A 17,586-nucleotide genomic window follows, 5' to 3' on the forward strand; every position below is an offset into this window, starting at 1 on the left:
GTTCGGGATGGAGACCCGGGGCAAGACGCTGGAAGAGTTGACTGAAGCGGTTGTGCGCTGAGACCTGAAAAGCCGTTCGAACACGGGCGTGTTCGAACGGCTTTGTGCTGTTACGGTTTTACCAACCGCGCATCCAGGCTGTTTTGTGCCAGGCGTTTGGCCTGATCCTGGGTCATGCCCAGATGTTCGTGCAAGGCATGGAAGTTTTCGGTGACATAACCACCGAAGTACGCCGGGTCATCGGAGTTCACCGTGACCTTCACGCCGCGCTCAAGCATGTCGAGGATGTTGTGCTGAGACATGTGATCGAACACGCAGAGTTTGGTGTTCGACAGCGGGCACACGGTCAGCGGGATCTGCTCGTCGATGATCCGCTGCATCAGGCGCTCGTCTTCGATGGCGCGAACACCATGGTCGATACGCTGGATTTTCAGCAGGTCGATGGCTTCCCAGATGTACTCCGGCGGGCCTTCTTCGCCAGCATGGGCGACGGTCAGGAAGCCTTCGTGACGGGCACGGTCGAACACGCGCTGGAACTTGCTCGGCGGGTGACCCATCTCGGAGCTGTCCAGACCTACCGCGACAAACGCATCACGGAACGGCAGTGCCTGGTCGAGGGTTTTCTGCGCTTCGTCTTCGCTCAGGTGGCGCAGGAAGCTCAGGATCAAACCGCTGGTGATGCCCAGTTGCTGCTCGCCATCCTTCAGCGCGGCGGCGATGCCGTTGAGCACCACTTCGAACGGGATGCCACGGTCGGTGTGGGTCTGCGGATCGAAGAACGGTTCGGTGTGGATCACGTTCTGTTCTTTGCAGCGCAGCAGGTAGGCCCAGGTCAGGTCGTAGAAATCCTGGGAGGTGCGCAGCACGTCGGCGCCCTGGTAATACAGGTCGAGGAATTCCTGCAGGTTGTTGAAGGCGTAAGCCTTGCGCAGGGTTTCGACGTCGCTCCATGGCAGGGCGATCTTGTTGCGTTCGGCCAGGGCGAACAGCAGCTCGGGCTCCAGCGAGCCTTCGAGGTGCAGGTGCAGTTCGGCTTTGGGCAGGGCATTGAGCCAGTCGTACATATTCTTTTCTCATCAGGTGCAATGACGGCATTCTACAGATGCCCGCCGAAACAATTGGCAAAACCTGACCAACCGATCCATCACACCGCTTCCTGCTCCCTTCGATAGGCGTAGGTATCGGCGAAGCGTGACAGCAGGAATTCGGCGCAGGTGGTGGTCGGATATTTCGCCGGATGCTGTGCGTCCTGGCAACCGGGCAGGCATTCGATACGCGTGTCCGGATGCGGCTCGGCGAAGAACGGCATCGAATAGCGATCCACGCCGAGCGGGCTGATGACCCGGTGCGGAGTCGAGCGATAACGGTCGTTGCTCCAGCGCGCCATCATGTCGCCGAGGTTGACCACGAACGTGCCGTCGATGGGCGGCGCGTCGATCCACTGGCCTTTTACGTTTTTCACCTGCAAGCCGCCGGCCGCGTCCTGATACAGCAGAGTGATACAGCCGTAATCGGTATGCGCACCGGCCCCCTGCTGTTCGGCGGAACTGGCGGTGTGACGCGGCGGGTAATGGATCATCCGCAGTACGCTGACCGGCTCGTTGAAGCGCGTGTCGAAGAAGTCGCGCTCGATGCCCAGTGCCAGGGTCATGGCTCGCAGCAGGGTTTGCGCGAGGGCCTGCATGTCGAGGTAGTGCTGCTCCATCAGCGTTTCCCAACCGGGAATGGCCGGATGACGGTTGGGGCCGCGCAAGGGTTTTTCCGCCAGCACCTCGGGATGATCGGCCGGCAGGTGCAGGCCCATGTCGAAGGTTTCCTTGAGGTCGCTGGGTTTGTCCGGGTCGAGCTGCTCGGTGGCGATGGCGCCGTAGCCGCGGTGATGGACAGTCTGGGTGATGTCGATCTTGAGTTTTTCTTCTGCCGGTTGCGCAAAGAAGCGCTGTGCGTGATCGAGCAGGGATTCGATTCGCTGCGCAGAAATCGGGTGACCCTTGATGTAGAAGAAGCCCCATTCGCGGCAGGCGTGGTCGATCTGTTCGGCGACGGCGGACCAAGCGTTCTGGTCGTCGGAGTAGAGCGGGCTGATGTCGATGATTGGAAGCTGATCCATACAAAATCCTTGAAAGGTAAAAGGGGGATCGTTCCCACGTCGAGGCGTCGAACCGTCCGCGTGGGAATGCCTCAATGGACGCTCCGCGTCCGCTTTGGCAGGGACGCGGAGCGTCCCGGGCTGCATTCCCACGCAGAGCGTGGGAACGATCAGGGTCAGGTCGGCGTCAAGTGGATTACTTCGGCATCTCGGCCTTCATGCCTTCGACGTAGTAGTTCATCGACGCCAGTTCCACATTGGTCGCGCTGACCCCCGCCGGGATTTTCTCGACCCCGGCCTGATCCTTGATCGGCCCGGTGAACGGTTGCAAGGTGCCGCTCTTGATGTCCGCGATGATCTGCTCGGCTTCGGCCTTCACCGGCGCCGGCACCAGATCGCTGATCGGCAGTTCGACCGTGCCTTCCTTCAACCCGCCCCAGTAGTCCTGGGATTTCCAGTTGTGATCGATCACGCTCTGGGTCGCCTGAATGTAGTGCGGTGCCCAGTCGTTGACGATCGAGGTCAGCACCGCTTTCGGGCCGAAGTGCGCCATGTCGGAAGCGTAGCCCACGGCATAGACGCCACGCCGTTCGGCGGCCTGGATCGGCGCCGGGCTGTCGGTGTGCTGGAACACCACGTCCACGCCCTGGTCGATCAGCGCGTTGGCGGCGTCGGCCTCTTTACCCGGATCGAACCACGAATTGACCCACACCACTTTGATTTCGGTGCCGGGGTTGTACTTGTTCAGGGCCAGCTGGATGGCGTTGATGTCGCGGATCACTTCCGGGATCGGGAACGAGGCGACATAGCCAATCTTCTTGGTCTTGGTCATCTTCGCCGCGAGGAAACCACCGACGTAACGGCCCTCGTAGGTGCGCGCCAGATAGGTGCCGAGGTTCTTGTCCTGCTTGTAGCCGGTGGCGTGTTCGAAGGTCACCTTGGGAAACTGTTTGGCGACTTTCACCGTCGGGTTCATGTAGCCGAAAGACGTGGTGAAGATCAGGTCGTAGTTGTCCTTGGCCATGTTGCGGATCACCCGCTCGGCATCGGCACCTTCGGCGACGTTCTCCACGTAGTTGGTGGTGATCTGCGTGCCGAGTTTTTCCGCCAGCGCCTTGCGCCCCTGTTCATGCTGATACGTCCAGCCGTGGTCGCCGATGGGGCCGATGTAGACGAAGCCGACTTTCAGTGGATCGGCGGCACTGGCGCCCAGGCTGAGGCCAAGGCCCATGGCGATGCACAGCAGTGTTTGCAGCGGACGTTTTTGCATGAACGCGAACTCCCTTTTGTTGGTGTGGGGAGGGCAATGCAAAAGGCTGACCAAGCGGACAACAAATAGAGTTGAAATCGAGGCGAGGCCTTTGCGAGCAAGCTCGCTCCCACATGGGAGCACGATCACCCGTGGGAGCGTGCTTGCTCGCGATGAGGCCGCCAAGGCCAATAAAGTGCACCTGCCGAACCGGCTGCCATTCCGTGGTGCGCTAAGGTGTAACGAACCATTAGCGCCGCCCCGCAGTCAGTCACTCATTCGTCCCCAGCGCCCGCAGGTCCGCCATGCTCACGATCCTCAAGCAAGAAAGCTTTCTGCTGCTGGCCCTGATCGCCGCTCTCGTGGCGTATCCGCTGGAACACTGGTTGCTGCACAGTGGCCAGGTCGTCGCCTTGACCGGCGGGCTGGTGTTGATCGCGTTTATCGTCGCCGCCTCGATGCGCGTCGCCCATCAGGCCGAACTGCTCGCGGAAAAAGTCGGCGACCCGTACGGCACGATGATCCTGACCCTCGCCGCCGTGCTGGTGGAAGTGGTGATCCTGGCGATCATGATGAGCAACGAAGCCTCGCCGACGCTGGTGCGCGACACGATCTATTCGGCGGTCATGCTCGACATCAACGGCATCCTCGGTCTCGCCGCATTGATGGGCGGGATCAAGCATGGCGAGCAGTCCTACAACGATGATTCGGCCCGCAGTTACAGCGTGATGATTCTCACCGCCATGGGTGTGTCGATGGTGGTACCGGAGTTCATTCCCGAGGCCGACTGGAAAATCTATTCGGCGTTCACCATCGGCGCGATGGTGGTGCTTTATACGTTGTTCCTGCGGATGCAGGTCGGCCCGCACAGCTACTTTTTCAGCTACAGCTACCCGGATAAACGCCGCAAGAAAGAGCCGGTGGAGCAGGAGCCGAAACCGGTCAGCCTGGCGCTGTCGATCGGCATTCTGGTGTTCGGTGTGGTGGTGATCGGCGCACTGGCCGAGGTGATGTCCAAGACCCTCGATCTGGGCCTGGAAGGGACGGGCGCACCGCCGGTGATCACGGCGATTCTGGTGGCGGCGATTTCGGCGGCGCCGGAGATCCTGACCGCGTTGCGCGCGGCGCTGGCCAATCGCATGCAGTCGGTGGTCAACATTGCGATGGGCGCGTCGTTGTCGACAGTGATCCTGACGGTGCCGGTGATGGAAGCGATGGCGCTCTACACCGGTCAGCCGTTTCAGATGGCGATGACCCCGGTGCAGACCGTGATGATCTTCATCACGCTGATCGTCAGCGCGATCAACCTCAATGACGGGGAGACCAATGCCATTGAGGGCATGACCCATTTTGTGTTGTTTGCGACGTTCATCATGTTGTCGCTGCTGGGGTTGTGATTGATCGTTCCCACGCTCTGCGTGGGAATGCCGCAAAGGACGCTCCGCGTCCTACGCTGGGACGCAGAGCGTCCCGGTATGCATTCCCACGCGGAGCGTGGGAACGATCAGAGGGGGGAGATCAGGTGCCGGCGATCAACTGCCGAGCCGCCTGGCTGTGATCGGCAATCAGGCCTTTGAGGTCCAGCCCCTCAACCTGCCCGTCAACCACGCGCCACTTGCCGCCGACCATCACGCGATCCGCGCGGTCCGCGCCGCACAACAGCAATGCCGAAATCGGGTCATGACTGCCGGAGAAGCGCAGTTCATCCAGCTTGAACAACGCCAGGTCCGCCTGCTTGCCAACCGCCAGTTCGCCGATGTCGGTACGACCCAACAGACTCGCCGAGCCCTTGGTCGCCCAACCCAGCACGCGTTCCGGGGTGATCTTCTCGGCGCCGTAACGCAGGCGCTGGATGTACAGGGCCTGGCGGGCTTCGAGGATCATGTTCGACGCATCGTTGGACGCCGAGCCGTCCACACCGAGACCGAACAGTGCGCCGGCATCGGTCAGGTCAATGCTCGGGCAGATGCCGGACGCCAGACGCATGTTCGAGCTCGGGCAATGGCATATGCCGGTGCCGGCCGCGCCGAGGCGGGCGATTTCGTCGGGGTTGAAGTGGATGCCGTGGGCCAGCCACGTGCGCGGGCCGAGCCAGCCGACGCTGTCCAGATAATCCACGGTGCGCAGGCCGAAGCGTTGCAGGCAGAAATCCTCTTCGTCGAGGGTTTCGGCGAGGTGAGTGTGCAGGCGCACATCGAGTTTGTTTGCCAGCTCGGCGCTGGCGGACATGATTTCCGGGGTCACCGAGAACGGCGAGCACGGCGCCAGAGCGATCTGGATTTGCGCACCGTCGCCACGTTCGTGGTACTCGTGAATCAGGCGCTGGCTGTCGTCGAGAATCACCTGGCCTTCCTGCACGGTCTGCTGCGGAGGCAGGCCGCCATCCTTCTCGCCGAGGCTCATCGAACCACGGGTGAGCATGGCGCGCATACCCAGTTCACGCACGGTTTCGACTTGCACGTCGATGGCGTTTTCCAGGCCATCCGGGAACAGGTAGTGGTGATCGGCGGCGGTGGTGCAACCCGACAACAACAGTTCGGCCAGCGCGACTTTGGTGGCGAGGGCGAGCTTTTCCGGGGTCAGGCGTGCCCAGACCGGGTACAGGGTTTTCAGCCATGGGAACAACGGCTGATTGACCACCGGCGCCCAGGCGCGGGTCAGGGTCTGATAGAAGTGGTGATGGGTGTTGATCAGGCCCGGCAGGATCACGTGCTCACGGGCGTCGAACACTTCATTGCACGGGGCGGAAGGTCGCTGGCCGGCGCCGAGCACTTCGGTAATCACACCGTCTTGCAGCACCAGACCGCCACGGGCGTCGAGACCGTTGGCCGTGAAAATGGCGAGGGGATTTTTTAACCAGATACGGGTCGCAGGCATTGTGGCCGGCTCCTCTGAAAGTTGGGTTCAGGGTTGCCAGCTCAGTGTTGCCCTGTCTGCTGATCCAGGGTCGCCGCGAAGGACGAGGTGCGGAGTTTCGAACAAAATGTTGCGACGGGCAAGCCCAACCCGACCAGACACCGGGATAACCCTGTGGGAGTGAGCCCCCACAGGGTCCAGTGTTTACCAGGGAATGGTTTCACCCTTGTAGTTCACAAAGTGATGGCCGCCCTTGCCGGCAAACGCGTCCACCTGATCCACCAGGCCGCGGGTGCTGGTGTCGACGTCAATGTCGGCGCCTTCGCCGCCCATGTCGGTTTTCACCCAGCCCGGATGCAGCGACAGCACAGTCAGTTTCTGATCGCCCAACTGAGTGACGAAGCTGTTGGTCATCGAGTTCAGCGCCGCTTTGCTGGCCTTGTACAGCGCCAGTTCCGGCGCGTCGGGCATGGTCACGCTGCCGAGCACCGAACTCATGAACGCCAGCACGCCGCTGCCGTCGCGAATCTGCCCGACAAAACGCTGGGCCAGGTTGATCGGCGCCACGGCGTTGGTGAAGAACAACTGACCGACTTCTGCCAGCGTGGCGCCGCCCGGGGTCTGCACTTCAGGGCCTTTGACCCCGGCATTGACGAACAGCAGGTCGAAGGTCTCGCCCTTGAGTTGCTGGCTCAGGGCGATCACGGCTTGCTGGTCGTCCATGTCGAGTTTTTCGACTTGCACGTTGCCCAGTGCTTTCAGCGCCTCGGCGTTCGAAGGATTGCGAACCGTGGCGGTGACTCGCCAGCCGTCGGCCAGCAGGGTTTTCACCAGGCCCAGACCCAGGCCCCGGGAGGCGCCGATGATCAGTGCGTGCTTGGCAGGATTCAGTGCGGACATGATTGGCTTTCCTTGAAAGTTGAAAGATCACGGGTTCAATGGACAACGTTGACCGAGCCGATGCTGCAATTCCTGGCGCAGCTCACCGAGTTCAGCCATGCGGGTTTCGACCAGCTTGAGTTTGTCTTGCAGCAGTTGCGTGACGGTGGTGTCGGGGTTTGGCGATTGCCACAACGCGCCAACGCTGCTGCCGATCTCGCCAAGGGTAAAGCCCAGACGCTGCGCCGTTTTGATGTAGAGCACCAGTTGCACCATTTCCGGCGGATAGTCGCGATAACCGTTGGCGCTGCGTTGCGCCGCAATCAATCCGCGCTCCTCGTAGAAACGCAGCGTGTCACGGCTGACATCGCAGGTCTGGGCTAACTCACCGATGCGCATCTTGCAGGTCTCGAAAGTGTTTGACCCTGGAGCATACTCCAGGCTTTACCGTGATTGCTCCCTGAATTTTCGGAGCAAGGATGATGTGGACTTCAACGCAGTATCGACAGTTGGTGCGCGGCAGTGCCTGGTATGACTTGATCGTGACAGTGGCGTTTGTCACGCCATGGAGTTTTGCTGTGTTGCATGGGTTGTTGACGGCGTTGAGTCAGGCGCTGGAATTGCCCGGTGAGTTGCCGGCGTTCGAACCTGCGCATCTGTTGATGGCGAATCTGTTCGGTTCGGTGGTGTGCATGTGGTCGGTGCTGCGGATTCGTGATCCGCAGCCGGTTTATGGGCGCTATGACGCGGTGACGCGATTTCTGTTCGCGGCGTGGATGACGTATGCCCTGGCCCACGGCGCCAGTTCGTTGGTGGTGGGTTTCCTGGTTCTCGAAGTGGCGTGGGGCATTGCTCAGGCGTTGCCTGTTCGGTCGCTGTCGCGGGCCGTCACGGCTTAATGTCCGGCCTGCCACGGCTGTCCCAGTGATACCGGCGCGTACAACCGTGTACGCACCGCATCCCGCGACAACAACACCAGCACCAGAATGGTCGCGACGTACGGCAGCATCGCCAGCAGGCTTGAAGGAATCGCCAGCCCCAACCCCTGCGCCACCAGGTGCAGGATGCTGGCGAGTCCGAACAGATACGCGCCGAGCAAAAGCCGCCACACCCGCCAACTGGCGAACACCACCAGCGCGAGCGCAATCCAGCCACGCCCGGCGGTCATGTTCTCGGCCCACATCGGCGTGTACGCCAGCGACAGATAAGCCCCGGCCAGTCCGGCCATCGCTCCGCCGAACAACACCGCCAGTGTGCGCACGGTCAGCACCGGCAAGCCCATGGCACTGGCCGCATCAGGATTCTCGCCGACCGCTTGAATGATCAGCCCGATACGGCTTTTCACGATCACCCAGGCCACCAGTGCAAACAGCGCGAACGACAGGTACACCAGCAGATCCTGGGCAAACAGCATGCGGCCGATCAGCGGGATGTCACTCAAGAATGGAATCGCCAGCGGCTCGAAACCGGCCAGCGGTTTGCCGACCCACGCCGCACCGACAAAGGTCGACAGGCCCACACCAAAAATCGTCAGCGCCAGCCCGGTCGCCACCTGATTGGCGTTGAACACCAGCGCCACCAGGGCAAACAGCGACGACAACAGCATCCCGGCAAGCATCGCCAACACCACGCCCAGCCACAGGTTGCCGCTGTTGAACGCGACGATGAAACCGATCACCGCACCAAACAGCATCATCCCTTCCTGCCCGAGGTTGAGCACGCCGCTCTTTTCGCAGATCAGTTCACCCAGCGCCACCAGCAGCAGCGGTGTGCCGCAACGCACCATGGCGTAGAAAACATTGCTCAGCAGATCGATATCCATCACAGCGCTCCAGCGGTTACGGCGGTGGTTGAGGTGCGCCGCACCCAGCGCAGGTTCAGACGGGGTCGGTAGAGGATCAGCACGTCACAGGCCAGCAGGAAAAACAGCATCATTCCCTGAAACAACTGGGTGATCGCCTGCGGCAGGTTCAGCGTCATCTGCGCGCTCTCGCCGCCGATGTACAGCAGCGCCATCAACAGGCTGGAAAACAGAATGCCGATGGGATTGAGCCTGCCGAGAAACGCCACGGTGATCGCCGCATAGCCGTAGCCCGGCGAGACCTGCGGCACCAGTTGTCCGATCGGTCCGGTGACTTCGCAGACCCCGGCAAGTCCCGCCAATCCTCCGCTGATCAGCAGTGCGAGCCAGATCAGACGCTTCTCGCGAAACCCGGCAAATCCTGCCGCGCGTTTATCCAGCCCGAGCACTTTGATCTGGAAGCCGACAAAGCTTTTCTGCAACAACACCCACACCGCCACCAGCGCGAGCAGGGCGAAATACACCCCGGCGTGAACCCGACCATCCTCCATCAACAGCGGCAAGCGGCTGGCGTCGCCAAACATCGCCGACTCGGGAAAGTTGTACCCGGCCGGGTCCTTCAACGGCCCGTGGACGCAGAACAGCAGCAGGTTCAGCGCGATGTAATTGAGCATGATGCTGGTGAGGATTTCGTTGGCATTGAAGCGCGTGCGCAACCAGGCGGTTAGCCCGGCCCACGCGGCGCCGGCGAACGTGCCGGTGAGCAGGATCAGCACCAAGGCCCAACGGCTTTGCATATCGATGATGTTCACCGCCAGCGCACTGCCGGCCAACGCACCGAGCAACAATTGACCTTCGGCGCCGATGTTCCAGATTCGCGCCTGATAGGCCACCGCCAGACCTAGCGCGCAGAGCAGGATCGGCAACGCCTTGACCAATAATTCGGAGACGCCATACAAGTCGCTGACCGGCGCGATCAGCAAGGTGTGCAAGGTTTGCAGCGGATCATGACCGAGGGCGATGAACAGCAGCGAGCCACAACCGAGGGTCAGCACCGCCGCCAACAGCGGCGAGCACCACAGCATCAGGCGCGATTGCCGGCCACGGGGTTCGAGGGAAAGCAGCATGGGAAACTCCGTTAAACCGTGGCGGGTTGTGGTTGAGGGCTGTGGAACTGGCCGGCCATCCAGCCACCGACATCGCTGATTCGGGTTTGCACCGTGTCTTGCAGCGCCGACATCCGCCCGCCGCAGAGCGCGCCGAGGCGGTCGCTGATCTGGAACAGTTCGTCGAGGTCTTCGGAAATCACCAGGATCGCCGCGCCGGCGTCGCGCAGGGCGATCAGAGCGCGATGGATCACGGCCGCCGCGCCGACGTCCACGCCCCAGGTCGGGTGCGCCGCGATCAGCAGTTTCGGTTGCTGAAGAATTTCCCGACCGAGGATGAATTTCTGCAGGTTGCCGCCGGACAGGCTGCGGGCGCTGGTTTGGGTGTCCGGGGTTTTCACGCCGAAGCGCTGGATGATCAACTCGGCGAGGGATTCGACTTTGTTGCGCTCGATCAACCCGTGGCTGACCAGCCCTTGTTGAAAGGCTGTGAGCAGGGCGTTGTCCGCCAGGCTCAACTCCGGGACCGCGCCGTGCCCGAGGCGTTCGGCGGGGACGAAAGCCAGGCCGAGTTTGCGTCGCGCCTCCGGACGTAGATCAGCGACGGCGCGTTCTCGGAAACAGATGGTTTGCGCTGCATCGCGGGGCAGGATTTGCTCGCCGCTCAGCAGTGCCAGCAATTCATCCTGACCGTTGCCCGCCACACCGGCTATGCCGACGATTTCGCCGCTGCGCACTTGCAAGTCGATGTCGATCAACGAACAGCCGAACGGATCGGGGTTGTGCCAGTTCAATCCGCTGACCTGCAAAAATGTCGCGCCGCCACTGGTTTTCGGATACTCGCTGATCAATGCCGCCGACTCGCCGACCATCAGTTGCGCCAACTCTCGGTCGGAACATTCGGCCGGTACGCATTGCCCGGCCACCCGGCCGCTGCGCAGAACCGTGGCGCTGTGGCACAAGGCACGCACCTCGCCGAGTTTGTGGCTGATGAACAGAATGCTGCAGCCCTCGGCCGCGAGCCGGCGCAGGGTGTTGAACAGTTCCTCGGCCTCCTGCGGCGTGAGCACTGAAGTCGGTTCGTCGAGAATCAGCAGGCGAATGTCCTGCATCAGGCAACGGACGATCTCCACTCGCTGGCGTTCGCCGATCGACAGGCTGTGGACAAGTCGCTCCGGTTCCAGCGCCATGCCGTAACGGCGGGACACCTCACGGATTTTCGGTTCAAGCTGTTTCGGCGTCCCGGCCGCCGGGCCCATCGCCAGCGCAATGTTCTGCGCCACGTTCAGGGTTTCGAACAGCGAGAAATGCTGGAACACCATGCCGATGCCCAACTGCCGGGCCTGGGCCGGGTTACGCATGTTCACCGGTTGCCCTTGCCAGAGCATTTCCCCCGAGTCGGCCTGGGTGACGCCGTAGATGATCTTCATCAGCGTGCTTTTACCCGCGCCGTTTTCACCCAGCAGGGCGTGGATTTCACCGGGGGCGATGCTCAGATCGATGGCATCGTTGGCCAGACAACCGGGATAACGTTTGCTGATGCGGCGCAGTTGCAGGCGCGGGGTGGGCGTGGCGTTGGGCATGACAGGCTCGGCTTGCTTGGAGTTGTGCCTGTGGATAAAGCAATTTCCTGGCCATTGAGTCAGGAACCCGTCAGCCCCTTGCCCGGCGACCCTTTGCGTAGAGCATCGAATGCAAAATTACCCGGATGGGCAGCACCAATTGAGCGCAAAGCCGTTGATCAGGCTCCAGTTTTGTTCGTGAAAATCTGGTTAAAAAACGAGCAATCCCGCCGGAGTCAAGCAGCACCTGCGGCTAAGGGAGTCATGAACGGGTTATCCACAGGTTGCTCCACAGTATTTGTGCGCAATCGGAAAACCTTGGCATAAGCGCATCGGTGCTATCTCCCAATGGCGATAAACAGATCTAACTGATTGTTTTTGCTTGGAATTAAACTTTTTTCACGTGGTTTGGGCGAAAAGTGAACAAATCGCGCAAAGCCACGTGACAGAAGGGTTACAGCGGTGTGTGCTCAGGTTATCCACAGTCGGGTGCACAGCTGATGTGGGCAACTCGGTGGAATAAGCGAATCGTGTCGTGCCCCGAAATATTGCAGGTGTTCAGCGCTGGAGCAGGATGCGTCCACGGCTGAGATCCGCCAGTTGGTTTTGCAGCAACGGGATCTGCGCTTCGCCCACTGCCAGCTGTAATTCGACACCGTTGGCGGTGAAGTTTTCCTCCACCACCAGACCGCCGAGATCCGCCACCCGCAACTTCACCAGCGCCAGTTCGGCAAACCCGCAGGCACAACGCAGGGGCACACGGCTGATCAGTTCGACTTTCGCTGCAGCTTGCAGGCACTTGTTGGCCCCGCCGCCATAGGCCCGGGCCAATCCGCCGGTGCCCAGTTGAATGCCGCCGTACCAGCGGATCACCAGTACTGCGACCTGATCGCAGTCCTGCGCTTCGATGGCCGCGAGAATCGGCCGTCCGGCCGTACCGCCCGGTTCGCCGTCGTCGTTGCTACGGTACTGATCACCGAGTTTCCATGCCCAGCAATTGTGCGACGCGTTCAAGTCGCTGTGCTGCTCGATGAAGGTTTGCGCGTCGGCAGGGCTGCCGATCGGTGCGGCGAAGGTGATGAAACGGCTTTTGCGAATCTCTTCGCGAAATTCGCAGAAGCCGCTGAGGGTGAATGGCATAAAACGACTTATATAGAAGAAGTGAGGCCGCAGCCTTTGAGGATGATGCGGATCAGGTTGGTGCCGGCGTCGTCCATGTCCTGTTTGGTCAATTTGCTGCGACCGGTCACTCGGCAGATCTGTGTGGCGAAGTCGGCGTAATGCTGCGTACTGCCCCACAAGAGGAAGATCAGGTGCACCGGATCCACCGGGTCCATCTTGCCGGCATCGATCCACGCCTGGAACACCGCGGCCCGGCCCTGGAACCAGGCGCGGTAGTCCTGGTTGAAATACTCGGTCAGGCATTCACCGCCGCTGATCACTTCCATCGCAAAGATCCGCGACGCTTGCGGCTGACGGCGGGAAAACTCCATTTTCGCGCGAATGTAGCGGGTCAGGGCTTCGGCCGGATCGTCCTCGGCGGTCAGGGTGTTGAAGGTGCTGTCCCACAGCTCGAGGATGTTGCTCAGCACCGCCACGTACAACCCGAGCTTGTTGGTGAAGTAGTAATGCAGATTCGCCTTGGGTAACCCGGCCTTGGTGGCGATGGTGTTCATGCTGGTGCCTTTGAACCCGTGACGGGCGAACTCGTCTTCGGCGGCTTTGATGATGGTCTCTTCGTTCTTCTGACGAATGCGGCTGGCAGGTTTGCCGCCGTGAGCGGGGACTTCAAAGGTCATAGGCACTTCCGGGTTTGTCTGTGGGGTGCAACCAGTTGCGTTGATAGCGCAACCATCGGCCTGCGACAAGCCCCGGGCGAATAAAACCCCGGTCGTCAGCGCGTGGCGGCCAGGCTTTCGAGAAAGCTTTCCAGCACCAGATGCGGACGCCGGCCTTTGCGGGTGACCGAGGCGAGGCTCAAATCATAGAAACGCGTGTTGGCCTTGAGCGCGCGCAGCCGCCCCTGTTGCACCCAGAGGCTGGCGTAATGATCCGGCAGATAGCCGATGTAACGCCCGGTCAGAATCAGGAATGCCATGCCCTCCCGGTCGGAAGCGCTGGCCGTGCAATTGAGGGCCTGATAGTGCGCCTGTATCTCCGCCGGCAAACGGAAGGTCGGGGCGATGGCGTCCTGGCTGTTCAGGCGGTCGTCGTCCAGCTGTTTGTCATCGACATAAAACAACGGATGGCCGACCGCGCAATAAAGCAGCGAGCGTTCGCTGTACAGCGGCTGATATTCCAGCCCCGACAGCGCACTGGCCTGCGGCACCACGCCGACATGCAGGCGACCGTCGAGCACACCTTGTTCGACTTCATTGGGGGCGATCATGCGGATCTGGATCTGCACGTCCGGCCCGCGCTCTTTCAACTGTGCGAGCGCGTGGGTGATGCGCATGTGGGGCAGGGTGACGAGGTTGTCGGTCAGACCGATGATCAGCTCGCCGCGCAAGTGCTGGTGCAGGCCGTTGACCTCGGTGCGGAAACTTTCCAGCGCACTTAAAAGCTGCAGCGCCGATTGATAGACCTCGCGACCTTCTTCGGTCAGGGAGAAACCGGCGCGCCCGCGCTGGCACAGACGCAGGCCCAGGCGTTGTTCGAGATCGCTCATTTGCTGGCTGATCGCCGAGCGACCGATGCCGAGCACGGTTTCCGCTGCCGAGAAGCCGCCGCACTCGACCACGCTGCGAAAAATCCGTAGCAGGCGAATGTCAAAGTCACTGACCTGGGCCAGTGGATCGGGGCGGCGGCTGCTCATGCTGTTGTTCTCATTGTTTAGCAGGGTTCTAACTGAAGGTTAGAAAAGTTGGATTTCACCGACTTTATCCCCGTGGCAATTTAGCTGCAACAACGCTTTCTATCTCCCTGAAGCTTATTGCCCTGCGAGGTTTTGCCCGATGAACATGCCTGAAAACGCGTCGTCGCCACTGGCCAGCCAACTCAAGCTGGACGCGCACTGGATGCCGTACACCGCCAACCGCAACTTCCAGCGCGACCCGCGTCTGATCGTCGGTGCCGAAGGCAGCTGGCTGATCGACGACAAGGGCCGCAAGGTGTACGACTCGCTGTCCGGTCTGTGGACCTGCGGCGCCGGGCATACCCGCAAGGAAATCCAGGAAGCGGTGGCCAAACAGTTGGGCACCCTCGATTACTCGCCGGGCTTCCAGTACGGTCACCCGCTGTCGTTCCAGCTGGCCGAGAAAATCACCGAGCTGACTCCGGGCAACCTGAATCACGTGTTCTTCACTGACTCCGGTTCCGAGTGCGCCGATACCGCGGTGAAAATGGTCCGCGCCTACTGGCGCCTGAAAGGCCAGTCGACCAAGACCAAAATGATCGGACGCGCCCGTGGCTACCACGGTGTGAACATCGCCGGCACCAGCCTCGGCGGCGTCAACGGTAACCGCAAGCTGTTCGGTCAGGCGATGATGGATGTCGATCACTTGCCGCACACGTTGCTGGCGAGCAATGCCTTCTCCCGTGGCATGCCGGAGCAGGGTGGTATCGCCCTGGCCGATGAGCTGCTGAAGCTGATCGAACTGCACGATGCTTCGAACATTGCTGCGGTGTTCGTTGAGCCTCTGGCCGGTTCCGCTGGCGTGCTGGTTCCACCACAGGGCTACCTCAAGCGCCTGCGTGAAATCTGCGATCAGCACAGCATCCTGCTGGTGTTCGACGAAGTGATCACCGGTTTCGGCCGTACCGGCAACATGTTCGGTGCCGACACCTTTGGCGTGACCCCGGACCTGATGTGCATCGCCAAGCAAGTCACCAACGGCGCGATCCCGATGGGTGCGGTGATTGCCAGCTCCGAGATCTACCAGACCTTCATGAACCAGCCGACCCCGGAATACGCGGTGGAATTCCCGCACGGCTACACCTACTCGGCGCACCCGGTGGCTTGCGCCGCTGGCCTGGCGGCACTCGACCTGCTGCAAAAGGAAAACCTGGTGCAGAGCGTGGCTGAAGTTGCACCGCATTTCGAAAATGCCCTGCATGGTCTGAAGGGTGCGAAGAACGTCATCGACATCCGCAACTACGGCCTGGCCGGTGCGATCCAGATCGCGGGCCGTGACGGCGACGCTATCGTGCGTCCGTTCGAAGCCGGTATGGCGTTGTGGAAAGCCGGGTTCTACGTGCGCTTCGGCGGCGACACCCTGCAGTTCGGCCCTACCTTCAACAGCAAGCCGCAAGACCTCGATCGTCTGTTCGACGCGGTCGGCGAAGTGCTGAACAAGCTCGACTGATTTTTCCTTCTATATATACCTACAAAAACGGGCACTCCATGGCGGGTGCCCGTGGACAAGAATTCAGGAGTTTTCGATGAGCGTTATCCCGCATTTGATCAATGGCGAACTGGTGACCGAGAACGGTCGCGCAGTCGATGTGTTCAACCCTTCCACCGGTCAGGCTATCCACAAGCTGCCGCTGGCCAGCCGCGAAACCATCCAGCACGCCATCGATGCCGCCAAGGCTGCGTTCCCGGCCTGGCGCAACACGCCACCGGCCAAACGCGCCCAGGTGATGTTCCGCTTCAAGCAGCTGCTGGAGCAGAACGAAGCGCGCATCTCGCAATTGATCAGTGAAGAACATGGCAAGACGCTGGAAGATGCTGCCGGTGAACTGAAGCGTGGTATCGAGAACGTCGAGTTCGCCTGCGCAGCTCCTGAAATCCTCAAGGGCGAGTACAGCCGCAACGTCGGCCCAAACATTGATGCTTGGTCGGACTTCCAGCCGCTGGGCGTGGTGGCCGGCATCACGCCGTTCAACTTCCCGGCCATGGTGCCGCTGTGGATGTATCCGCTGGCGATCGTCTGCGGCAACTGCTTCATCCTCAAACCGTCCGAGCGTGATCCAAGCTCGACCCTGCTGATCGCTCAACTGCTGCTGGAAGCCGGTCTGCCGAAAGGCGTGCTGAGTGTCGTGCACGGTGACAAGACTGCGGTGGACGCGCTGATCGAAGCGCCGGAAGTCAAAGCGCTGAGCTTCGTGGGTTCGACGCCGATTGCCGAATACATCTATTCCGAAGGCACCAAGCGTGGCAAACGCGTGCAGGCTCTGGGCGGCGCGAAGAACCACGCAGTACTGATGCCGGATGCGGATCTGGACAACGCGGTCAGCGCATTGATGGGCGCTGCTTACGGTTCCTGCGGCGAGCGCTGCATGGCGATTTCGGTGGCCGTGTGTGTGGGCGACCAGGTAGCCGACGCACTGGTGGCCAAACTGGTTCCACAGATCAAGGCGCTGAAAATCGGTGCCGGTACTTCGTGTGGTCTGGACATGGGGCCGCTGGTCACCGGTCAGGCGCGCGACAAGGTCAGCGGTTATGTCGAAGATGGCGTGGCGGCGGGCGCGACCCTGGTGGTCGATGGTCGTGGCCTGAGCGTGCCAGGTCATGAGGAAGGCTTCTTCCTGGGTGGCTGCCTGTTCGACAACGTCACCCCTGAGATGCGCATCTATAAAGAAGAGATCTTCGGGCCGGTGCTGTGCGTCGTTCGGGTGAACAGCCTGGAAGAGGCAATGCAACTGATCAACGATCACGAATACGGCAACGGCACCTGCATCTTCACCCGTGACGGTGAGGCGGCACGTCTGTTCTGTGACGAGATTGAAGTCGGCATGGTCGGTGTCAACGTACCGCTGCCAGTGCCGGTGGCTTACCACAGCTTCGGCGGCTGGAAGCGTTCGCTGTTCGGCGACCTGCATGCCTATGGTCCGGATGGCGTGCGCTTCTACACGCGTCGCAAGGCGATCACCCAGCGCTGGCCGCAGCGTGCGAGCCATGAGGCTTCGCAATTCGCTTTCCCTAGCTTGTAAGTAGAAGGGCAATGCAAAGAAGGCCGACCTTTTAAGGTCGGCCTTTGCGTTTCAGGGCTTTTTTGACCGATATGACAGATTTATGAAAATAGAGGTTGACGGCAGATTCTGGAGGCCTATAATTCGCCCCACTTCCGGCGCAGTCGAAACGGAAAACTCCTTGAAACTCA

The 17,586-nt window shown here is 61.1% G+C and carries 16 protein-coding genes; 4 read left to right on the forward strand and 12 right to left on the reverse strand.

Annotation, left to right across the window (positions count from 1 at the left end):
- Positions 1–110: 110 nt before the first annotated feature.
- The 3 genes from AC3WRD_RS29280 to AC3WRD_RS29290 form a co-directional block, all read right to left on the reverse strand.
- Positions 111–1,064 (reverse strand): adenosine deaminase, encoded by a 954-nt coding sequence (locus AC3WRD_RS29280; RefSeq protein WP_011332312.1) that lies wholly within the window; start codon positions 1,062–1,064, stop codon positions 111–113.
- Positions 1,065–1,144: 80 nt separating this feature from the next.
- Positions 1,145–2,110: an isopenicillin N synthase family dioxygenase gene (locus tag AC3WRD_RS29285; protein WP_102622757.1), complete on the reverse strand. Its 966-nt coding sequence runs from the start codon at positions 2,108–2,110 to the stop codon at positions 1,145–1,147.
- Positions 2,111–2,285: 175 nt separating this feature from the next.
- On the reverse strand, positions 2,286–3,359 hold the full coding sequence (locus tag AC3WRD_RS29290; protein ID WP_102622759.1) for a BMP family ABC transporter substrate-binding protein: 1,074 nt from the start codon (positions 3,357–3,359) through the stop codon (positions 2,286–2,288).
- A 284-nt stretch (positions 3,360–3,643) separates the two neighbouring features.
- On the opposite strand from AC3WRD_RS29290, the gene AC3WRD_RS29295 reads away from it, so the two are divergent.
- Positions 3,644–4,735 carry a calcium:cation antiporter gene (locus tag AC3WRD_RS29295; RefSeq protein ID WP_102622760.1) on the forward strand — a complete coding sequence of 364 codons (1,092 nt, stop codon included), beginning with the start codon at positions 3,644–3,646 and terminating at the stop codon, positions 4,733–4,735.
- A 121-nt stretch (positions 4,736–4,856) separates the two neighbouring features.
- Here AC3WRD_RS29295 and AC3WRD_RS29300 read toward each other — a convergent pair whose 3' ends face one another.
- The 3 genes from AC3WRD_RS29300 to AC3WRD_RS29310 all read right to left on the reverse strand — a co-directional run bounded on the left by AC3WRD_RS29300 (position 4,857) and on the right by AC3WRD_RS29310 (position 7,472).
- Positions 4,857–6,215 (reverse strand): 8-oxoguanine deaminase, encoded by a 1,359-nt coding sequence (locus AC3WRD_RS29300; protein WP_102622761.1) that lies wholly within the window; start codon positions 6,213–6,215, stop codon positions 4,857–4,859.
- A 183-nt stretch (positions 6,216–6,398) separates the two neighbouring features.
- Positions 6,399–7,085, reverse strand: coding sequence for an SDR family oxidoreductase (locus AC3WRD_RS29305; protein WP_102622768.1), 687 nt, complete (start codon positions 7,083–7,085; stop codon positions 6,399–6,401).
- Positions 7,086–7,121: 36 nt separating this feature from the next.
- Entirely contained in the window at positions 7,122–7,472 is a 351-nt protein-coding gene (locus AC3WRD_RS29310) for a MerR family transcriptional regulator (RefSeq protein ID WP_096819687.1), read from the reverse strand.
- Between the two features lie 83 nt (positions 7,473–7,555).
- Between AC3WRD_RS29310 and AC3WRD_RS29315 the strand changes: the two genes are divergently transcribed.
- The gene (locus AC3WRD_RS29315; protein WP_096819686.1) at positions 7,556–7,972 is read left to right on the forward strand and encodes a hypothetical protein; all 417 of its coding nucleotides are present in this window, start codon (positions 7,556–7,558) and stop codon (positions 7,970–7,972) included.
- Here the strand turns inward: AC3WRD_RS29315 and AC3WRD_RS29320 are convergent.
- The 6 genes from AC3WRD_RS29320 to AC3WRD_RS29345 all read right to left on the reverse strand — a co-directional run bounded on the left by AC3WRD_RS29320 (position 7,969) and on the right by AC3WRD_RS29345 (position 14,357).
- Entirely contained in the window at positions 7,969–8,895 is a 927-nt protein-coding gene (locus AC3WRD_RS29320) for an ABC transporter permease (protein ID WP_102622762.1), read from the reverse strand. The genes AC3WRD_RS29315 and AC3WRD_RS29320 overlap by 4 nt on opposite strands.
- Positions 8,895–10,001 (reverse strand): ABC transporter permease, encoded by a 1,107-nt coding sequence (locus tag AC3WRD_RS29325; RefSeq protein ID WP_102622763.1) that lies wholly within the window; start codon positions 9,999–10,001, stop codon positions 8,895–8,897. Before AC3WRD_RS29325 ends, AC3WRD_RS29320 begins: the two co-directional genes overlap by 1 nt.
- 11 nt (positions 10,002–10,012) lie before the next feature.
- Positions 10,013–11,563 (reverse strand): ABC transporter ATP-binding protein, encoded by a 1,551-nt coding sequence (locus AC3WRD_RS29330; protein ID WP_102622764.1) that lies wholly within the window; start codon positions 11,561–11,563, stop codon positions 10,013–10,015.
- Positions 11,564–12,100: 537 nt separating this feature from the next.
- A complete protein-coding gene (locus tag AC3WRD_RS29335) occupies positions 12,101–12,682 on the reverse strand; it encodes an IMPACT family protein (protein ID WP_102622765.1) in 582 nt (193 codons plus the stop codon).
- A gap of 8 nt (positions 12,683–12,690) precedes the next feature.
- A complete protein-coding gene (locus AC3WRD_RS29340) occupies positions 12,691–13,341 on the reverse strand; it encodes a TetR/AcrR family transcriptional regulator (protein WP_102622766.1) in 651 nt (216 codons plus the stop codon).
- A gap of 95 nt (positions 13,342–13,436) precedes the next feature.
- Positions 13,437–14,357 carry a LysR family transcriptional regulator gene (locus AC3WRD_RS29345; protein ID WP_102622767.1) on the reverse strand — a complete coding sequence of 307 codons (921 nt, stop codon included), beginning with the start codon at positions 14,355–14,357 and terminating at the stop codon, positions 13,437–13,439.
- 139 nt (positions 14,358–14,496) lie between these two features.
- On the opposite strand from AC3WRD_RS29345, the gene aptA reads away from it, so the two are divergent.
- On the forward strand, positions 14,497–15,846 hold the full coding sequence (gene aptA / locus AC3WRD_RS29350) for an omega-aminotransferase AptA (RefSeq protein WP_096819679.1): 1,350 nt from the start codon (positions 14,497–14,499) through the stop codon (positions 15,844–15,846).
- Positions 15,847–15,922: 76 nt separating this feature from the next.
- Entirely contained in the window at positions 15,923–17,416 is a 1,494-nt protein-coding gene (locus AC3WRD_RS29355; RefSeq protein ID WP_096819678.1) for a CoA-acylating methylmalonate-semialdehyde dehydrogenase, read from the forward strand.
- Positions 17,417–17,586: the final 170 nt, after the last annotated feature.

Source organism: Pseudomonas sp. FW215-R2, from assembly GCF_058789255.1.

Coding starts and splice junctions, on each gene's coding strand:
- AC3WRD_RS29345 (WP_102622767.1), bottom strand. CDS start 14,357: ATGAGCAGCCGCCGCCCCGATCCACTGGCCCAGGTCAGTGACTTTGAC.
- AC3WRD_RS29295 (WP_102622760.1), top strand. CDS start 3,644: ATGCTCACGATCCTCAAGCAAGAAAGCTTTCTGCTGCTGGCCCTGATC.
- AC3WRD_RS29285 (WP_102622757.1), bottom strand. CDS start 2,110: ATGGATCAGCTTCCAATCATCGACATCAGCCCGCTCTACTCCGACGAC.
- AC3WRD_RS29330 (WP_102622764.1), bottom strand. CDS start 11,563: ATGCCCAACGCCACGCCCACCCCGCGCCTGCAACTGCGCCGCATCAGC.
- AC3WRD_RS29355 (WP_096819678.1), top strand. CDS start 15,923: ATGAGCGTTATCCCGCATTTGATCAATGGCGAACTGGTGACCGAGAAC.
- aptA (WP_096819679.1), top strand. CDS start 14,497: ATGAACATGCCTGAAAACGCGTCGTCGCCACTGGCCAGCCAACTCAAG.
- AC3WRD_RS29320 (WP_102622762.1), bottom strand. CDS start 8,895: ATGGATATCGATCTGCTGAGCAATGTTTTCTACGCCATGGTGCGTTGC.
- AC3WRD_RS29290 (WP_102622759.1), bottom strand. CDS start 3,359: ATGCAAAAACGTCCGCTGCAAACACTGCTGTGCATCGCCATGGGCCTT.
- AC3WRD_RS29325 (WP_102622763.1), bottom strand. CDS start 10,001: ATGCTGCTTTCCCTCGAACCCCGTGGCCGGCAATCGCGCCTGATGCTG.
- AC3WRD_RS29280 (WP_011332312.1), bottom strand. CDS start 1,064: ATGTACGACTGGCTCAATGCCCTGCCCAAAGCCGAACTGCACCTGCAC.
- AC3WRD_RS29310 (WP_096819687.1), bottom strand. CDS start 7,472: ATGCGCATCGGTGAGTTAGCCCAGACCTGCGATGTCAGCCGTGACACG.
- AC3WRD_RS29315 (WP_096819686.1), top strand. CDS start 7,556: ATGTGGACTTCAACGCAGTATCGACAGTTGGTGCGCGGCAGTGCCTGG.
- AC3WRD_RS29340 (WP_102622766.1), bottom strand. CDS start 13,341: ATGACCTTTGAAGTCCCCGCTCACGGCGGCAAACCTGCCAGCCGCATT.
- AC3WRD_RS29335 (WP_102622765.1), bottom strand. CDS start 12,682: ATGCCATTCACCCTCAGCGGCTTCTGCGAATTTCGCGAAGAGATTCGC.
- AC3WRD_RS29300 (WP_102622761.1), bottom strand. CDS start 6,215: ATGCCTGCGACCCGTATCTGGTTAAAAAATCCCCTCGCCATTTTCACG.